Consider the following 17,402-nt stretch of genomic DNA (forward strand, 5'->3'; position numbering starts at 1 on the left):
TAGACTCGTCTCCAATGATTATTGAGCGAGGACATCCAGATGGGTTTGTTGGTCGAGGGCCGCTGGCAGGACCAGTGGTATGAAAGCAAGGACGGCAGCTTCCAGCGTGAACAGGCACAACGGCGCAATTGGGTGACCGCCGACGGCAGCGCCGGCCCCTCGGGTGAGAGCGGTTTTGCCGCCGAGGCCGGACGCTACCATTTGTACGTCTCCCTGGCCTGCCCCTGGGCGCACCGGACGCTGATCTTTCGCAAGCTCAAGGGCCTGGAAAACCTGATCGACGTCTCGGTGGTCAGCTACCTGATGCTGGAAAATGGCTGGACCTTCGACCAGGCCCACGGCTCGACGGGCGACAAACTCGACGATTTGCAATTCCTGCATCAGCGCTACACCGCCGACACGCCCGACTACACCGGCCGCGTCACCGTGCCGGCGCTATGGGACAAACAGAAGCGGCGCATCGTCAGCAACGAATCGGCGGAAATCATCCGCATGTTCAACAGCGCTTTTGATGGCTTGACCGGCAACGACTTGGACTTGTATCCCGAACACCTGCGCCATGAGATCGATGCGTTGAACGGGCGTATCTACCCGGCGGTGAACAACGGCGTGTACCGCGCCGGGTTCGCGACGACCCAGGCCGCTTATGAAGAAGCCTTCGACCAATTGTTTGCCGAACTGGATCGATTGGAAGCCTTGCTGGACACCCGTCGCTACCTGGCCGGCGAATACCTGACCGAAGCCGATATCCGCTTGTTCACCACGATGATTCGCTTCGACGCGGTGTACTTCGGTCACTTCAAATGCAACCTGCGGCGCATCGCCGATTACCCGAACCTGTCGAACTGGCTGCGGGAGTTGTACCAATGGCCGGGCATTGCCGAGACCGTGGATTTCACTCACATCCAGGGGCACTACTACGGCAGCCACAAGACCATCAACCCGAATGGGATCGTGCCCAAGGGGCCGAAGCAGGATTTTACCGTCGCCCATGATCGGGAGCGGTTGAGTGGGAAAGGGATTTGGCGTGGGACAGGGGATTGACCCTGGGTTTTCGCGGTATTTGAAGGCCTCATCGTCGGAACGCCGCCCGGAGCAAGCTCGCTCCCACAGTGGACTGTGTTCAAACATGGCCTACTGTGGGAGCGAGCTTGCTCGCGATGGGGGCGACGCGGTCCTCAGACCTGCCCCTGAGCCCCTTCAAACCAAGCCAGTTTCTCGCGCAACTGCACCACTTCCCCAACGATTACCAGGGTCGGCGCATGCACTTCATGCTCGGCCACCAGCCGTGGCAAATCCGCCAAAGTGCCGGTGAAAACCCGCTGGTTTGACGTCGTGCCTTGCTGGATCAACGCCGCCGGCGTATCCGCCGCGCGACCGTGCTTGATCAGCTCGGTGCAAATCACTGGCAAGCCGACCAGGCCCATGTAGAACACCAACGTCTGTGCTGGCGAAACCAGGTCCGCCCACGGCAAGTCGCTGGTGCCATCCTTGAGGTGACCGGTGATGAAACGCACCGACTGGGCATAGTCGCGATGGGTCAGCGGAATCCCGGCGTAAGCCGCGCAACCACTGGCGGCAGTGATGCCCGGGACGACCTGGAACGGGATGCCATGGGCCGCCAGTTCTTCGATCTCTTCGCCACCACGGCCAAAGATGAACGGGTCGCCGCCCTTCAACCGCACCACACGCTTGCCCTGGCGAGCCAGGTCGACCAATTGCTGGTTGATCTGATCCTGCGGCACCGCATGCTCGGCACGACGCTTGCCAACATAGACCCGTTCGGCGTCGCGCCGGCACAGTTCGAGGATCGCCGGTGCCACCAGGCGGTCGTACAGCACGACGTCCGCCTGTTGCATCAGGCGCAAGGCGCGGAAGGTCAGCAGGTCCGGATCGCCCGGCCCCGCGCCCACCAGGTAGACTTCACCCGGCGCGTTCGGCGCCTCGCCGTCGATCTTCTCCCGCAGCAGCCGCTCGGCCTCCGCGCCCTGCCCGGCCAACTGACGATCGGCAATCGGGCCTTGGAACACCTCTTCCCAGAATGCCCGGCGCTGCTGGACATCGGGGAACAAGCCTTTCACCTGATTGCGAAAACGCGCCGCCAAACCGGCCAGTTGCCCGTACGTAGACGGAATCCAGGTTTCCAGCTTGGCCCGGATCAGTCGCGCCAGCACCGGCGCATCGCCGCCACTGGACACCGCGATCACCAGGGGCGAGCGATCGACAATCGCCGGGAAGATCACGCTGCAGAGCGCCGGCGCGTCCACCACGTTGACCGGCACACAACGCTTGTGGGCGTCGGCCGAGACCTGGGCATTGAGCGGCTCGTCGTCGGTGGCGGCAATGATCAGCCCGCAACCGTCCAGGTCCGCTTCCACGTAACCACGCTGGACGCATTCGCCGCCGCTGCCACTGACCAATTCCCGCAGTTGCGGTTCGATGTCGGGTGCGACCACCCGCAACAACGCGCCGGCGTCGACTAGCAGGCGAGACTTGCGCAGGGCAATCTCGCCGCCGCCGACCACCAGCACGCGGCTGCCGCGCAGGTTGTGGAACAGTGGCAGATAGTCCATTTAGCCGATGACCTCGATGCCGCCCATGTACGGTTTCAGCACCTCAGGCACACGGATCGAACCGTCGGCCTGCTGGTAGTTTTCCAGCACCGCCACCAGGGTACGACCCACCGCCAGGCCGGAGCCATTGAGGGTGTGGACCAGTTCCGGCTTGCCGGTTTCCGGGTTGCGGAAGCGGGCCTGCATGCGGCGCGCCTGGAAATCGCCGCAGTTGGAGCACGAGGAAATCTCGCGGTACTTGTCCTGGCTCGGAATCCACACTTCCAAGTCATAGGTTTTCACCGCACTGAAGCCCATGTCGCCGGTGCACAAGGCCAGGGTGCGATACGGCAGCTCCAGCAGTTGCAGGACTTTCTCGGCGTTGGCGGTCAGGCTTTCCAGGGCTTCCATGGACTTCGACGGCTCGACGATCTGCACCATCTCGACCTTGTCGAACTGGTGCTGGCGGATCATGCCGCGGGTATCACGGCCCGACGCGCCGGCTTCGCTGCGGAAGCACGGCGTATGGGCGACGAACTTGATCGGCAGTTGCTTGGCATCGACGATCTCGCCCGCGACGATATTGGTCAGCGAGACTTCGGCGGTCGGGATCAGGTACAGGTCGGCTTCGCCGTCGCGGCTGATCTTGAACAGGTCTTCCTCGAACTTCGGCAACTGGCCGGTGCCTTGCAGCGCCGGAGCCTGGACCAGGTACGGGGTGTAGGCTTCTTCGTAGCCGTGCTCGGTGACATGCAAGTTGATCATGAACTGCGCCAAGGCGCGATGCAGACGGGCAATCGGCCCGCGCAGCAAGGCAAAACGCGCGCCCGACAGCTTGGCGGCGGTCTCGAAGTCGAGCCAGCCGAATTTTTCGCCCAGGGCCACATGGTCCTGTACCGGGAAATCAAAGGTGGTCGGCGTGCCCCAGCGGCGTACTTCGACGTTGCCGTCTTCGTCGTCACCAACCGGCACCGATTCGTGGGGCAGGTTCGGGATGCCCAGCAAGATCGAGTCCAGCTCGGTCTGGATCGCGTCCAGCTCGGTCTTGCCTGCGCTCAACTCGTTCGCCATGCGCTCGACATCGGCCATCAGCGGCGCGATGTCTTCGCCGCGCTGCTTGGCCTGGCCGATGGATTTGGAGCGCGCGTTACGTTCAGCCTGCAGGGCTTCGGTGCGGGTCTGGACGGTCTTGCGCTGTTCTTCCAGCGCTTCGATGCGCGCGACATCCAGGGCAAAGCCACGGGAAGCCAGGCGGTCCGCTACGTCCTGAAGGTTGCTACGTAACAGTTTGGAATCGAGCATGTCGGTCTCTCGTTATCAAAGTTTGGTCAGGGACAGGCCGGCCCAGGTGGCGAGCAGCCCGCCGAATACGGTGATGGCCGCGTAGCCCAGGGCCAGCAGCACTTGGCCGCTTTCCAGCAGGCGCACCGTATCCAGTGAAAAGGATGAAAAGGTCGTCAGGCCGCCAAGAAAGCCGACCATCAACCCCGCACGCACCTCGATGGGCACCTCGGGGCGAATCAAAAACAGGCCGTAAAGAACGCCGATCAGCAGACAGCCCACGATATTAACGGCCAGCGTCGCGGTATAGAAGTGCCTGGGCCAATTTGCATTGATCCAGTTACCGGTGGCGAAACGCAACAACGTGCCGGCAACGCCACCAGCGGAAACTGCGAGTATCAGGGGGATCAAGGCTTTCTCCGCTGCCGTGGACTCAGGCGATCCAACTGCGCCAAGTGATTGAGCTTCTCGCCGATCTTCAACTCAAGGCCACGGGGCACTGGCTGGTAGAAGTGCTGGGGGTCGAGTTCTTCGGGAAAATAGTCTTCGCCGGCGGCATACGCGTCGGGCTCGTCATGGGCATAACGGTATTCGTCGCCATAGCCCAACTGCTTCATGAGCTTGGTCGGCGCGTTGCGCAGATGCAGCGGCACTTCCAGGGAGCCGTGCTCGGCGGCGCTGCGCATCGCGGCCTTGAAGCCCATGTACACGGCGTTGCTCTTCGGCGCGCAAGCCAGGTAGGTGATGGCCTGGGCCACGGCGAGCTCGCCTTCCGGGCTGCCAAGGCGTTCCTGCACGTCCCAGGCCGCCAGGCACAGGCTCAGCGCGCGCGGGTCGGCATTGCCGATGTCCTCGCTGGCCATGCGCACCACCCGCCGGGCCAGGTACAGCGGATCGCAACCGCCGTCGATCATCCGCGCAAACCAGTACAGGGCACCGTCAGGATTGGAGCCACGCACCGATTTGTGCAGGGCCGAGATTTGGTCGTAGAACGCCTCGCCGCCCTTGTCGAAACGCCGACGGGTATCGCCCAGCAGGCTTTGCAACAGCTCGACGCCAATTTCGCTGTCGTCTTCGGCCAGGTCCGAGGCGTTTTCCAGCAGGTTGAGCAAGCGCCGGCCATCGCCGTCGGCGGCGCTGAACAGTATCTGGAAGCCCTCATCGCTGAGGCTCAGGTGACGCTTGCCCAGGCCACGCTCCTCAGTCAGCGCGCGATGCACCAGCTTGCGCATGGCCGCTTCGTCGAGGCTCTTGAGTACGTAGACCCGAGCGCGGGACAGCAAGGCGTTGTTCAGTTCGAACGAAGGGTTTTCGGTGGTCGCGCCAATGAAAATCAGCGTGCCGTCTTCGACATAGGGCAGGAACGCATCCTGCTGGGACTTGTTGAACCGGTGGACTTCGTCGACGAACAGGATGGTGCGCTTGCCGTACTGGCCGGCCTGCTGCTTGGCTATTTCCACCGCCTGGCGAATTTCCTTGACCCCGGCCAGCACCGCCGACACCGTTTCGAAATGCGCGTCCGAGACTTCCGCCAGCAGCCGCGCCAGGGTGGTCTTGCCCACGCCCGGCGGGCCCCAGAAGATCATCGAATGCAGGGCGCCCTGCTCCAGGGCCTCGCGCAGAGGCTTGCCGCGGGCGAGCACATGTTCCTGGCCGACGTACTCATCCAGGTTGGTCGCGCGCAGGCGGGCGGCCAATGGCTGGGCAATCGGGGCGCTTCGAAACAGGTCCATCACTGCCTATGCAACCTCCACTGGGGTCCTGTTGAAGACCGCCCTTGTGGGAGCGAGCTTGCTCGCGATAGCGGTGGGTCAGTCACATCAAATCCAACTGATCCGCCGCCATCGCGAGCAAGCTCGCTCCCACAAGGGGGCCATTGGGTTATTCCTGGATCACATCCGCACCCTTGGGGATGTCGAACTTGAACTTGGACGCGGCGATCGGCTCGTTGGCCTTCACCCCGGTGAACAGGATATTGGTGCGCTGGCCGACGCTGTCGATCAGTTGCATATCGTTGACCAACCCATTGCGGAACGACAGCCGCAGGCTGTCGAACAGGCTGTCCTTGGTCTTCGGCTTGAGTGTGAAGTCAATCACGCCGCCCGCCTCCTTGGAGGTAATGTCGAAACTCTGGCTGATCTCGGAGATGTCACCGGACAGCAGCAACGCCGGTGTCTGGGTCAGGCGATGGTCGAGGGTCTTGATGGTGACTTGCTCCAGGTCCGGGTCCCACAGGGAGACTTTCTTGCCATCAGACACCATCAGTTGTTCGGCGGGCGCATCGGTGTGCCAGTAGAACAGGCCGGGGCGCTGCAGGGCCATGTCACCGGCGGTTTCCTGCAATTGGGTGCCACTGCCGTCGAGGGTCAACTGGGAAAAGCGTGCCGTCAGGGTCTGGGAGCCACCCAGCAATTGAGTCAGGCGGGCCACGTCCTTTTCGCCGGCGTGGGCCGACAACGTGCTCAAGGCCAATACGGGCAACAGCAGCATGCGAATCAGGCGCATGGGAATCCTCATGAATTCGTGGGGGGTCGAGCGGCGCGTCATCACGCCGCCCGGGTAGTCAGTCGCGCATCGGGCCCGGCGCGAGCACTTCGCGCGAACCGTTGGTGTTCATGGCCGTCACGACCCCGGCCATTTCCATGGCTTCGATCATGCGGGCGGCGCGGTTGTAGCCGATCTTAAGCTTGCGCTGTACCGCGGAAATCGAGGCCCGGCGGCTCTCCAGGACGAACTGCACTGCTTCGTCGTAAAGCGCGTCGGTCTCGGCATCGTCATCGCCGCCACCGCCACTGCCGCCCTCAAAGCCACTGCCAGCCTCTTCGACACCGTTGAGGATGTCATCGTTGTATTCGGGCGCGCCGCGCAGCTTCCAGGCTTCCACCACGCGGTGTACTTCATCATCGGAAACAAATGCGCCGTGGACACGAATCGGCAGGCTGGTGCCCGGCGGCATGTAGAGCATGTCGCCATGGCCCAGCAGTTGCTCGGCACCGCCCTGGTCGATGATGGTTCGCGAGTCGATCTTGCTCGACACCTGGAACGCCATGCGGGTCGGGATGTTGGCCTTGATCAGGCCGGTGATCACGTCCACGGATGGCCGCTGCGTGGCAAGAATCAAGTGGATACCGGCCGCACGGGCCTTTTGGGCGATACGGGCGATAAGTTCTTCGACCTTCTTGCCGACGATCATCATCATGTCGGCGAATTCGTCCACCACCACCACGATGGTCGGCAGCTTGTGCAGCAGCGGCGCTTCGTCGTGGATGCTTTCGCGGTGATACAGCGGATCGCTCAATGGCGTGCCGGCCTCTTCGGCTTCCTTGACCTTGGCATTGAAGCCCGACAGGTTGCGCACGCCCATCTTCGCCATGAGCTTGTAGCGACGCTCCATCTCGGCGACGCTCCAGCGCAGGGCGTTGGCCGCATCCTTCATGTCGGTGACCACCGGGCACAGCAGGTGCGGGATGCCCTCGTAGATCGACAGTTCGAGCATCTTCGGGTCGATCATGATCAGCTTGGCGTCTTCCGGGCCGGACTTGAACAGGATCGACAGGATCATTGCGTTCACACCCACCGACTTACCGGAACCGGTAGTACCGGCCACCAGCAAGTGGGGCATCTTCGCCAGGTCGGTGATGACCGGCTTACCGCCGATGTCGTGGCCCAGGGCCAAGGTGACCGGCGACTTGTGGTTGTCGTATTCCGGCGTCGACAGCACCTCGGAGAAACGCACGATCTGCCGGTCTTCGTTGGGAATCTCGATGCCCACGGTGGTCTTGCCGGGAATGACCTCCACCACCCGCACGCTGGTCACGGCGAGGGAGCGCGCGAGGTCCTTCGCGAGGTTGGCGATACGGCTGACCTTCACGCCGGCGGCCGGCTGGATTTCGTAACGGGTGATGACCGGGCCCGGATGGATCGAATCCACCGAGACCTCGACACCGAATTCCTTGAGCTTGATCTCCAGCAGGTGACCGACCGCTGCCAGGGACTCGGGGGAATAATTGAGTTGCTTCTTCTCGGCCGGGTCGAGGATCGAGATCGGCGGCAAGGTGCCTTCGACCGCGCTGTCGACGAACAACGGTGCCTGTTTTTCCTTCTGCACGCGCTTGCTTTGCTCGGGCGGCTTGGCCGGGGCCATGGTGATGACCGGCGGCACCTGCTTCTCGCGCTCGGACATGTGCTTGCTCAGGGCCTGCTCGCGCTCGATCAGGCGTTCCTTGACCTTGGCCTGCTCGCGTTTGTCCGGCGTGGTCGGCGCCACCACGTCATGGACCCGGTCGTCCACCTCGCGCAGTTGCGCCACCAGTTGCTTGCGTTCGTTGCGCGCCGCCCACCAGCGGTTCAGCGCGCCCTGGATCAGCTCGATGAGGTCGAGGGTGATCTTGCCGGTGACATCCATGACCTTGAACCACGACAGGTCGGTGAACACGGTCAGGCCGAACAGGAACAAGGCGATGAACAGCAGCGTGCTGCCCTGGATGTTGAGGGCATTGCGGGCCAGGTCGCCGAGGCTTTCACCCAACGCGCCACCCGCCCCGGCCGGCAGGCCAGTGGGTGCGTGGAAATGAATGTGGGCCAGCGCGGCCCCCGACAACACCAGGAACACCAGGCCGATCAGGCGCCAGGAGAACAGCCAGCCACTCCACTGCCAGGGCTCATGGCGCTGGCGGAAGATCTGATAGGTCTTGATCGCCAGCAGCAAGGGGAAAATGTAGGCGAAATAGCCCAGCACCATGAACAGGATGTCTGCGCTATAGGAACCGGCGGGGCCGCCGAAATTCTGCACGTCGTCGATCTTGCTGTTATGGCTCCAGCCCGGATCGTCCTTGCCGTAGGTCAGCAAGGCCATCATCAGGAACAGGCACAGGGCACCAATGGCGATCAACGCACCTTCCTTGAGCCGGTAGTGCAATTGTTGGCGCCAGAGCGGAACGACTGTCTTGGGTGCTGCGGTGGATTTCTTCAAAACGCTTCTTTTCCTGCGCCTATGGCGCGTCCATCTGTTGAATGACTATGAAAAACTGCCCGTGACGAGCAGGTAAAAAAGTGAATGTGCACATCCGGTACTACTTTTACCACTGTGGCATGCGTCCGGAAAACCGCAGGTGTTGCCGAAGATTTTGATCTTTTGCCTTCCCTGCGCTCAAAACTCAAGCATTGTACGGGTTTGTCATGCCCAAGGCATTGCCCGCACGCTCGGCGACAGCATAGCCATGATCAGGGTTCCAGGGCGCCAATTTGAGCATGCATTCTCTTTTGTGACAAAGGCTTATGAGGTGTTTTTATGAGCGAAGCGAAGCATTCACGCCTGATTATTCTCGGTTCCGGCCCTGCAGGGTACAGCGCTGCTGTCTATGCGGCCCGTGCCAACCTCAAACCCGTTGTCATCACCGGCCTACAGGCCGGTGGCCAGCTGACCACCACGGTTGAAGTCGATAACTGGCCCGGCGACGTCGAAGGCCTGACCGGCCCGGTGCTGATGGAACGCATGCAGCGGCATGCCGAGCGCTTCGACACGCAGATCGTCTACGACCATATCCACACCGCCAAGTTGCAACAGCGCCCGTTCGAACTCATCGGTGACAGCGGCACCTACACCTGCGACGCGCTGATTATCGCCACTGGCGCCTCGGCCCAGTACCTCGGCCTGCCGTCGGAGGAAACCTTCGCCGGCAAAGGTGTTTCAGCCTGCGCGACCTGCGACGGTTTTTTCTACCGAAACCAGGTAGTGGCAGTGGTCGGCGGCGGCAACACCGCCGTCGAGGAAGCCCTGTACTTGTCGAACATCGCCAAGGAGGTGCACTTGATCCACCGGCGGGACAAGCTGCGCTCGGAAAAGATATTGCAAGACAAGCTTTTCGAGAAAGCCACCAACGGCAATATCCGCCTGCACTGGAACCAGAACCTGGACGAAGTTCTCGGCGATGCCAGTGGCGTGACCGGCGCGCGCCTGCGGCACAGCGAGAGCGGCGAAACCAGTACGCTGTCCCTGGCCGGGGTCTTCATCGCCATCGGTCATAAGCCCAACACCGACCTGTTCCAGGGGCAACTGAAGATGCGCGACGGCTATTTGATCGTGCGCGGCGGCAGCGAAGGCAACGCCACGGCCACCGACATCGAAGGTGTGTTTGCCGCCGGCGATGTGGCCGATCATGTCTACCGCCAGGCCATTACTTCCGCCGGTGCCGGGTGCATGGCCGCCCTGGATGCGGAAAAGTATCTCGATGACATCCCGGCCGTTTGACGGTTAACCTCTAGGCGGGCTCTGGTTCATCTGGAGCGCCGCCCTCCCCTTCTGCAAGCCCGGACACCCATGCTGACTTGGTTACAACGCAACACCTTCGATTTTCCGCCACTGGAAAAAGCCATGCGCGACCCCAACGGCTTGCTCGCCGCCGGTGGGGATCTGTCCGCCGACCGCTTGATCCAGGCCTATCGCCACGGTTGTTTTCCGTGGTTTTCCGAAGGCCAGCCGATCCTGTGGTGGTCGCCGGATCCGCGTACGGTGCTGTTTCCCGACGAGCTGCATGTCTCGCGCAGCCTGGGCAAGCTACTGCGCAAGCGCCGCTATGAAGTGACGTTCGACCGGGATTTCGCCGCCGTCATCAAGGCCTGCGCCGCGCCCCGCGATTATGCCGACGGCACCTGGATCACCGAAGCCATGCAGACCGCTTATCTGGAACTGCACCGACGCGGCTTCGCCCATTCGGTGGAAGTCTGGGATCAAGGCGCACTGGTGGGTGGCCTGTACGGCCTGGCGATGGGGCAACTGTTTTTTGGCGAGTCCATGTTCAGCCGGGCCGACAATGCGTCGAAATTCGGCTTCGCAACCCTGGTCCAACATCTCAAGGAGGCGGGTTTCGTGCTGATCGACTGCCAGATGCCTACGGAGCACCTGCACAGCCTGGGCGCGCGGTCGATCCCCCGTACGACGTTTGCCGGCTACCTGAAGGCGCATCTGGACCAACCGAACCACGCCACCTGGGTTTGCTGAGCGATATTCACGCTCCTGGCTTACACTTGAATTTGAAGCTTATACCGAGGGTTGATCATGACCGAGTTGGCGCGCTTGAAGTTCTATGCCACTCAACCCCACTCCTGCAGTTACCTGCCCGAGGAGCAGGCCACGACCCTGTTCCTCGACCCTAGCCAGCCCATGGATGTGCATGTCTACGCAGATCTGTCGGAGATGGGCTTTCGTCGCAGCGGCGATCACCTCTACCGGCCCCATTGCCAGCACTGCAATGCGTGCGTTCCGGCGCGCATCCCCGTGGCCCGATTCACCCCCAACCGGCAGCAGAAGCGTATTTTCAAGCGCAACGCCGACGTACAGGTCCGCCCCGCCAAGCCGCAGTTCACCGAAGAATATTTCGACCTGTACCAGCGCTACATCGAACAACGCCACGCCGACGGCGACATGTACCCGCCCAGCCGGGACCAGTTTTCGACCTTCCTGGTCCGCGACCTTCCGTTCTCACGTTTTTATGAGTTCCGCCTCGAGGGTCGGCTGGTGGCCATCGCCGTCACCGACCTGCTGCCCAACGGCCTCTCGGCGGTCTACACCTTCTATGAGCCCGACGAAGAAAAGCGCAGCCTAGGACGCTACGCAATCCTCTGGCAGATCAATGAATGCCGCCGCCTGGGCCTGGAAGCGGTGTACTTGGGCTACTGGATCAAGAACTGCAAAAAAATGAACTACAAGACCCAATATCGGCCCATTGAATTACTCATCAACCAGCGGTGGGTTGTCCTGAACTAGGGTTTGTACGAAAAGTCGCCGAGCGGCGATCAGGCAAGGCGAAAACAGGCGAGGAACGGCCGGGGTCGCGCTCGACTTGACTGGTTGTCAATGAGCATTCCGAGCCTGTTTTCAACGCAGCATGATCGTCGCGCAGGCACTTTTCGGACAAAGCCTAGGGGCCGCTCGTAGTCTGCGCCTTATCCACGCGCCGCATTCATTGAGTAACTCCGAAGAACCCCTTGGCTTGCCCCCCCTTTTTCGGGCACAATGCACGCCGCTTTTGCCTGGCGCAGTTGCACCGGGCCATTCACTGGATACCGAGGGCTTTACTGCATGTCGAAAGAAGACAGCTTCGAAATGGAAGGCACTGTCGTCGACACCCTGCCCAACACCATGTTTCGTGTGGAGTTGGAAAATGGGCACGTCGTAACCGCGCATATCTCCGGCAAGATGCGCAAGAACTACATTCGTATTCTTACCGGTGACAAAGTGCGCGTCGAGCTGACGCCCTATGACTTGAGCAAAGGGCGCATCACTTACCGCGCTCGCTAACAAGTCAATACAAAACGCCCGGCTCATGTCGGGCGTTTTTGTCTGCCTGGGATTTGCCCCAATCTTCAGAAACACACGCCCCCCCCTGTGGGAGCGAGCTTGCTCGCGAAGGCGGCGGCACAAGCACCGTTGATGCAAGCTGCCCCACCGCTATCGCGAGCAAGCTCGCTCCCACAGGGATTGGTGATAAAACGCAATCTTGTTCCATGCCCACAGCAGCGCCTGGTGTAGGCATGGAACAGCAAAAAGGCGCCTTTCGGCGCCTTTTGGCTTTGTTGCAGGTAACGATCAGGCCATTTCGGCCGTGGTTTCGAAGTCGAAGGTCAGCTCGCCGTCCTTGATGTCGATGTGAACCACACCGCCATGCTCGGCCAGTTCGCCAAACAGGATCTCCTCCGCCAGCGGACGCTTGATCTTGTCCTGGATCAGGCGAGCCATCGGCCGCGCACCCATCGTCACGTCGTAACCACCTTCCGCCAGCCAGCTGCGCGCCGCATCGGTGACTTCCAGCAATACACGCTTGTCTTCGAGCTGCGCCTGAAGTTCGGTAAGGAACTTGTCCACCACGCTCTTGATGACCTCATGGCTGAGGCGACCAAACTGGATAATGGTGTCCAGGCGGTTGCGGAATTCAGGCGTGAAGCTCTTCTTGATCACTTCCATCGCATCGGACGAGTGGTCCTGATGGGTGAAACCGATCGAAGCGCGCGCCGCAGTCTCGGCACCGGCGTTCGTGGTCATGATGATGATCACGTTGCGGAAATCCGCCTTGCGCCCGTTGTTGTCGGTCAGCGTACCGTGGTCCATCACCTGCAGCAGCAGGTTGAAGACTTCCGGATGCGCTTTCTCGATCTCATCGAGCAACAGCACGCAGTGAGGCTGCTTGGTAATCGCCTCGGTCAACAGGCCGCCCTGGTCGAAACCGACATAGCCCGGAGGCGCACCGATCAGACGCGATACGGTGTGGCGTTCCATGTACTCGGACATGTCGAAGCGCACCAGCTCGATGCCCATCGCCTTGGCCAGCTGCCGTGCCGCCTCGGTCTTGCCGACACCGGTAGGCCCGGCGAACAGGAACGAACCGACCGGCTTGTCCGGCGACTTGAGTCCCGCGCGGGACAGCTTGATGGCGGTCGAAAGCGAGTCGATGGCCGCATCCTGGCCGAACACCGTCAGCTTCAGGTCACGCTCCAGGTTACGTAGCAGTTCCTTGTCGGAGCTGGTGACGTGTTTTGGCGGAATCCGCGCGATTTTGGCGACGATGTCCTCGACTTGCGGCACCTCGATACGCTTGACGCGATTCTCCACCGGCTGCAGCCGCTGGTAGGCGCCCGCCTCGTCGATGACGTCGATGGCCTTGTCCGGCATGTGCCGATCATTGATGTAGCGCGACGCCAGCTCGGCAGCGGCGCGCAATGCCTCGTCGCTGTATTCGATGTTGTGGTGCAGCTCGAAACGCCCTTTCAGGCCACGCAGGATGCCGATGGTGTCTTCCACCGACGGCTCCGACACATCGACCTTCTGGAAACGCCGTGCCAGGGCACGGTCCTTCTCGAAGATCCCACGGAATTCCTGGAACGTGGTCGAGCCGATGCAACGGATATCACCCGAGGACAGCAGCGGTTTTAGCAGGTTCGAGGCATCCATGACGCCACCCGACGCAGCGCCCGCACCGATGATGGTGTGGATCTCGTCGATGAACAGGATCGCTTGCGGGCGTTTTTTCAGCTCGCCGAGCAGCGCCTTGAAGCGCTTCTCGAAATCACCACGGTATTTGGTACCGGCCAGCAAGGCACCCAGGTCGAGGGAATACACCACGCTGTTGGCCAACAGATCCGGCACCTGGTTGTCGACGATGCGCTTGGCCAGGCCTTCGGCGATTGCGGTCTTGCCCACGCCTGCCTCACCCACCAGCAACGGGTTGTTCTTGCGGCGCCGGGCGAGAATCTGCGCAACGCGCTCGACTTCCGCCTCGCGCCCAACCAGCGGATCGATGCGGCCCTGGCGGGCCAGCTCGTTCAGGTTGCTGGCATACGCGTCCAGCGGATTGCCTGAAGAAGAAGACTCACCGCCCTCGTCGTCCTGCATATCCTGTTCACCCTCGGAATGATCGCCATGCCCCGGCACCTTGGAAATGCCATGGGCAATGTAGTTGACGACATCGATACGCGCGACGCTCTGCTGCTTGAGCAGGAACACCGCCTGGCTTTCCTGCTCACTGAAGATGGCGACCAGCACGTTGGCCCCGGTCACTTCACGCTTGCCCGAGCTCTGCACATGGAAGACAGCACGTTGCAGCACCCGCTGGAAGCCCAGGGTTGGCTGGGTTTCGCGATCCTCGTCGTGAACGGGGATCAGTGGCGTGGTGGAGTCGATGAACTCTTGCAAATCGTGCTTGAGTTTGTCGAGGTTCGCGCCGCAGGCACGCAAAACGGTGGCGGCAGCCTCGTTATCCAGTAGGGCCAACAGCAGGTGTTCGACTGTCATGAACTCATGACGCTTCGAACGAGCCTCCTTGAAGGCAAGATTGAGGGTGACTTCGAGCTCGCGGTTTAACATGGTTCACCTCATACCCAAGTGGTCGGCGTTAACCGTCCTTCTCGATTTCACAGAGTAGCGGATGCTGGCTTTCCCTGGCGTACTGGTTGACCTGCATGGCCTTGGTCTCCGCGATGTCGCGGGTAAACACACCACATACTGCCCGTCCCTCTGTATGAACGGCCAGCATGACCTTGGTCGCCAGCTCACGATTCAGGTTGAAAAACACCTCGAGCACTTCGACGACGAAATCCATCGGTGTGTAGTCATCGTTGAACAAAACCACCTTGTACATCGGTGGAGCCTGTAAAGCGGGCTTTGATTCCTGAACAGCAATGCCCGCTGAATCGTCGTCATGTTGATCCGGGCGATCCTGATTGAATGTTAGTCGAATCTGGCTGATTGCATGCATGGAAAGAAAGGTTCGTTTTAGTTGGCAAATACAGTGATGGGGCCGCTTGCGGGCGATTTCAACCGCTACCGCCCGATCACCTTGACTAACGGCAAATCGGTGTTACAACCAATAGAGCCCACCGTGGGTTAAAAAGGTCCGCGAAGTCAATCCGATTTCCATGATCGACGGCGGATCATCAGGATGATACTCCGTTGCCGGGGTGTGTTGCAGAGGGAAATTGGTATGTCAGGTACCACCAGCATGCGAGTCAAGGGAAAGGTCAAATGGTTCAATAACGCCAAGGGCTACGGTTTCATTATCCAGGACGGGAAGGACGAAGACCTCTTCGCTCATTACTCCGTCATTCAGATGGACGGCTATAAAACCCTGAAGGCAGGTCAGCCCGTGACGTTCTGCATGATACAAGGGCCAAAGGGCATACATGCCGTTGAAATTCGTCCGGTCGCCGTCGACGCCGAGAGCACTCAGGCCAGCGAAAAGCCAGAGCCGACCAGGGTCCACGTCAAGCCTCGGGTCACCGAGGACCACTAAAGGCCTGCCCCACCCATGAAAATGCCCGGTTTCGATCACTCGAACCGGGCATTTTCGTGTCCAGGCTTCGCTTACATATGGGAAATCAGCGCATCGCCGAAGCCGGAAGACGACACCAACTTGGCACCGTCCATCAGGCGCTCGAAGTCATAGGTCACGGTCTTGGCCGAAATCGCACCGTTGGTGCCCTTGATGATCAGGTCGGCCGCTTCAGTCCAACCCATGTGGCGCAGCATCATTTCCGCCGACAGGATCAGCGACCCCGGGTTGACCTGGTCCTTGCCTGCGTATTTGGGCGCGGTACCGTGGGTGGCTTCGAACATCGCCACGGTGTCGGACAGGTTGGCGCCCGGCGCGATGCCGATACCACCTACTTCCGCCGCCAGGGCATCGGAGAGGTAGTCGCCGTTGAGGTTCAGGGTGGCGATCACATCATATTCCGCCGGACGCAGCAGGATCTGCTGGAGCATGGCGTCGGCGATGGCGTCCTTGACCACGACATTCTTGCCGGTCTTCGGATTCTTGAACTGCATCCATGGCCCGCCGTCGAGCAAGGTTGCGCCGAACTCTTCGGCCGCCACTTCGTAGGCCCATTCCTTGAAGGCACCTTCGGTGAACTTCATGATGTTGCCTTTGTGCACGATGGTCAGCGAGTCGCGGTCGTTATCGACGACATATTGCAAGGCCTTGCGAGCCAGGCGCTTGGTGCCCTGTTTGGAAACCGGCTTGACACCGATACCGCAATCTTCGTCGAAGCGGATCTTGGTGACGCCCATTTCTTCTTTAAGGAACTTGATGACTTTGGTGGCTTCGGCCGAACCGGCCTTCCACTCGATGCCGGCATAGATGTCTTCGGAGTTCTCGCGGAAGATCGTCATGTCCACGTCGCCAGGCTTCTTGACCGGGCTGGGCACGCCTTCGAACCAGCGCACCGGGCGCAGGCAGACATACAGGTCGAGCTGCTGGCGCAGCGCTACGTTCAGCGAGCGGATACCGCCACCGACCGGCGTGGTCAGCGGGCCCTTGATGGAAACCACGTAGTCCTTGACCGCGTCCAGGGTTTCCTGGGGTAGCCAGGTGTCCTGGTCGTAGACCTGGGTGGCTTTTTCACCGGCGTAGACTTCCATCCAGGAAATCTTGCGCTTGCCGCCGTATGCCTTCTCGACCGCGGCGTCGACCACCTTGATCATGACCGGACTGATATCAACGCCAATGCCGTCGCCTTCGATGAAGGGGATAATCGGATTGTCGGGAACATTAAGAGAATGGTCTGCGTTGACGGTGATTTTGTCACCGACGGCCGGAACCTGAATCTTTTGATACCCCATGCTGAACTCCATTGCTTGGATTGAACATCTGGCTTGCGTTCGAGCGTAACCCAGTTGAATCGGCACGCAAACCCTACGTTAGGCCCATCAAGGACGAAAGTGGCGCAGTTCGCGATGTACAAGCCTGAAAACCAAGGGAAAAGCGCCAAACATGAGCATAGTCCACCACCCTTGGCATGCGACGTTTAGACCAATGGACGTGTACGGAAGTCTATGAACCGTCGGCAGATCGCCAGCTACCTATGTATAATGCCGCCGCTGACCACAGGGTCACGACGGCTGACGGCTCTATAACGAGACTTTCCGCCATTTTAAAAGCCGGACCGTTACCGCGGCCCGACCGCTTGACGCTCGACTGATGCACCCAACATCACCGCGAAGAAACCTCGACATTCGGCTCACGGATGACTTTGAACGAACGCGCTTACCCGGCGCCCCTCGAGTTTCTGCGCATGCTT

15 protein-coding genes are annotated in these 17,402 nt (G+C 60.8%); 6 read left to right on the forward strand and 9 right to left on the reverse strand.

All coding sequences use genetic code 11. The features are described from left to right. Window positions 1–39: 39 nt before the first annotated feature. Complete coding sequence (locus tag JMN22_RS11610) at window positions 40–1,044, forward strand: glutathione S-transferase family protein (RefSeq protein ID WP_198796055.1); 1,005 nt, start codon at window positions 40–42, stop codon at window positions 1,042–1,044. Between the two features lie 134 nt (window positions 1,045–1,178). Here the strand turns inward: JMN22_RS11610 and cysG are convergent, their stop codons facing one another. The 6 genes from cysG to JMN22_RS11640 all read right to left on the reverse strand — a co-directional run bounded on the left by cysG (window position 1,179) and on the right by JMN22_RS11640 (window position 8,805). Beyond that, the gene (cysG, locus tag JMN22_RS11615) at window positions 1,179–2,573 is read right to left on the reverse strand and encodes a siroheme synthase CysG (RefSeq protein WP_198796054.1); all 1,395 of its coding nucleotides are present in this window, start codon (window positions 2,571–2,573) and stop codon (window positions 1,179–1,181) included. Further along, entirely contained in the window at window positions 2,574–3,854 is a 1,281-nt protein-coding gene (gene serS / locus JMN22_RS11620; RefSeq protein ID WP_198796053.1) for a serine--tRNA ligase, read from the reverse strand. 15 nt (window positions 3,855–3,869) lie between these two features. Next, on the reverse strand, window positions 3,870–4,244 hold the full coding sequence (gene crcB / locus JMN22_RS11625) for a fluoride efflux transporter CrcB (protein WP_030141344.1): 375 nt from the start codon (window positions 4,242–4,244) through the stop codon (window positions 3,870–3,872). Continuing rightward, a complete protein-coding gene (locus tag JMN22_RS11630; RefSeq protein ID WP_030141343.1) occupies window positions 4,241–5,566 on the reverse strand; it encodes a replication-associated recombination protein A in 1,326 nt (441 codons plus the stop codon). The genes crcB and JMN22_RS11630 overlap by 4 nt, the downstream gene beginning before the upstream one ends. Window positions 5,567–5,714: 148 nt before the next feature. Next, window positions 5,715–6,338: an outer membrane lipoprotein chaperone LolA gene (gene lolA, locus JMN22_RS11635; protein WP_030141342.1), complete on the reverse strand. Its 624-nt coding sequence runs from the start codon at window positions 6,336–6,338 to the stop codon at window positions 5,715–5,717. A gap of 58 nt (window positions 6,339–6,396) precedes the next feature. After that, a complete protein-coding gene (locus JMN22_RS11640; protein ID WP_030141341.1) occupies window positions 6,397–8,805 on the reverse strand; it encodes a DNA translocase FtsK in 2,409 nt (802 codons plus the stop codon). 318 nt (window positions 8,806–9,123) lie between these two features. Here JMN22_RS11640 and trxB point away from each other — a divergent pair, with 318 nt between their 5' ends. The 4 genes from trxB (at window position 9,124) to infA (ending at window position 12,132) form a co-directional block, all read left to right on the forward strand. After that, window positions 9,124–10,083 carry a thioredoxin-disulfide reductase gene (gene trxB / locus JMN22_RS11645; RefSeq protein WP_030141340.1) on the forward strand — a complete coding sequence of 320 codons (960 nt, stop codon included), beginning with the start codon at window positions 9,124–9,126 and terminating at the stop codon, window positions 10,081–10,083. Between the two features lie 69 nt (window positions 10,084–10,152). Then, window positions 10,153–10,833 carry a leucyl/phenylalanyl-tRNA--protein transferase gene (gene aat, locus JMN22_RS11650; protein ID WP_030141339.1) on the forward strand — a complete coding sequence of 227 codons (681 nt, stop codon included), beginning with the start codon at window positions 10,153–10,155 and terminating at the stop codon, window positions 10,831–10,833. Between the two features lie 57 nt (window positions 10,834–10,890). Continuing rightward, window positions 10,891–11,598, forward strand: a complete 708-nt coding sequence (locus JMN22_RS11655) for an arginyltransferase (RefSeq protein WP_030141338.1) — start codon at window positions 10,891–10,893, stop codon at window positions 11,596–11,598. Window positions 11,599–11,913: 315 nt separating this feature from the next. Beyond that, entirely contained in the window at window positions 11,914–12,132 is a 219-nt protein-coding gene (gene infA / locus JMN22_RS11660; protein WP_002553999.1) for a translation initiation factor IF-1, read from the forward strand. 288 nt (window positions 12,133–12,420) lie between these two features. Here the strand turns inward: infA and clpA are convergent, their stop codons facing one another. Beyond that, a complete protein-coding gene (gene clpA / locus JMN22_RS11665) occupies window positions 12,421–14,691 on the reverse strand; it encodes an ATP-dependent Clp protease ATP-binding subunit ClpA (RefSeq protein ID WP_030141337.1) in 2,271 nt (756 codons plus the stop codon). Between the two features lie 28 nt (window positions 14,692–14,719). Next, the gene (clpS, locus tag JMN22_RS11670; RefSeq protein ID WP_030141336.1) at window positions 14,720–15,082 is read right to left on the reverse strand and encodes an ATP-dependent Clp protease adapter ClpS; all 363 of its coding nucleotides are present in this window, start codon (window positions 15,080–15,082) and stop codon (window positions 14,720–14,722) included. 225 nt (window positions 15,083–15,307) lie between these two features. On the opposite strand from clpS, the gene cspD reads away from it, so the two are divergent. Continuing rightward, the gene (gene cspD, locus JMN22_RS11675; RefSeq protein WP_410002299.1) at window positions 15,308–15,616 is read left to right on the forward strand and encodes a cold shock domain-containing protein CspD; all 309 of its coding nucleotides are present in this window, start codon (window positions 15,308–15,310) and stop codon (window positions 15,614–15,616) included. A 71-nt stretch (window positions 15,617–15,687) separates the two neighbouring features. Here the strand turns inward: cspD and icd are convergent, their stop codons facing one another. Beyond that, window positions 15,688–16,944 (reverse strand): NADP-dependent isocitrate dehydrogenase, encoded by a 1,257-nt coding sequence (icd, locus tag JMN22_RS11680; protein WP_030141334.1) that lies wholly within the window; start codon window positions 16,942–16,944, stop codon window positions 15,688–15,690. Window positions 16,945–17,402: the final 458 nt, after the last annotated feature.

The organism is Pseudomonas sp. HB05 (assembly GCF_016756915.1).
Classification (GTDB): domain Bacteria; phylum Pseudomonadota; class Gammaproteobacteria; order Pseudomonadales; family Pseudomonadaceae; genus Aquipseudomonas; species Aquipseudomonas alvandae.

Bases quoted from the DNA above. Each gene is read 5' to 3' on its own strand.
- JMN22_RS11610 (WP_198796055.1), top strand. From the start codon at position 40: ATGGGTTTGTTGGTCGAGGGCCGCTGGCAGGACCAGTGGTATGAAAGC.
- cysG (WP_198796054.1), bottom strand. From the start codon at position 2,573: ATGGACTATCTGCCACTGTTCCACAACCTGCGCGGCAGCCGCGTGCTG.
- serS (WP_198796053.1), bottom strand. From the start codon at position 3,854: ATGCTCGATTCCAAACTGTTACGTAGCAACCTTCAGGACGTAGCGGAC.
- JMN22_RS11630 (WP_030141343.1), bottom strand. From the start codon at position 5,566: ATGGACCTGTTTCGAAGCGCCCCGATTGCCCAGCCATTGGCCGCCCGC.
- lolA (WP_030141342.1), bottom strand. From the start codon at position 6,338: ATGCGCCTGATTCGCATGCTGCTGTTGCCCGTATTGGCCTTGAGCACG.
- trxB (WP_030141340.1), top strand. From the start codon at position 9,124: ATGAGCGAAGCGAAGCATTCACGCCTGATTATTCTCGGTTCCGGCCCT.
- aat (WP_030141339.1), top strand. From the start codon at position 10,153: ATGCTGACTTGGTTACAACGCAACACCTTCGATTTTCCGCCACTGGAA.
- JMN22_RS11655 (WP_030141338.1), top strand. From the start codon at position 10,891: ATGACCGAGTTGGCGCGCTTGAAGTTCTATGCCACTCAACCCCACTCC.
- infA (WP_002553999.1), top strand. From the start codon at position 11,914: ATGTCGAAAGAAGACAGCTTCGAAATGGAAGGCACTGTCGTCGACACC.
- clpA (WP_030141337.1), bottom strand. From the start codon at position 14,691: ATGTTAAACCGCGAGCTCGAAGTCACCCTCAATCTTGCCTTCAAGGAG.
- clpS (WP_030141336.1), bottom strand. From the start codon at position 15,082: ATGCATGCAATCAGCCAGATTCGACTAACATTCAATCAGGATCGCCCG.
- cspD (WP_410002299.1), top strand. From the start codon at position 15,308: ATGTCAGGTACCACCAGCATGCGAGTCAAGGGAAAGGTCAAATGGTTC.
- icd (WP_030141334.1), bottom strand. From the start codon at position 16,944: ATGGGGTATCAAAAGATTCAGGTTCCGGCCGTCGGTGACAAAATCACC.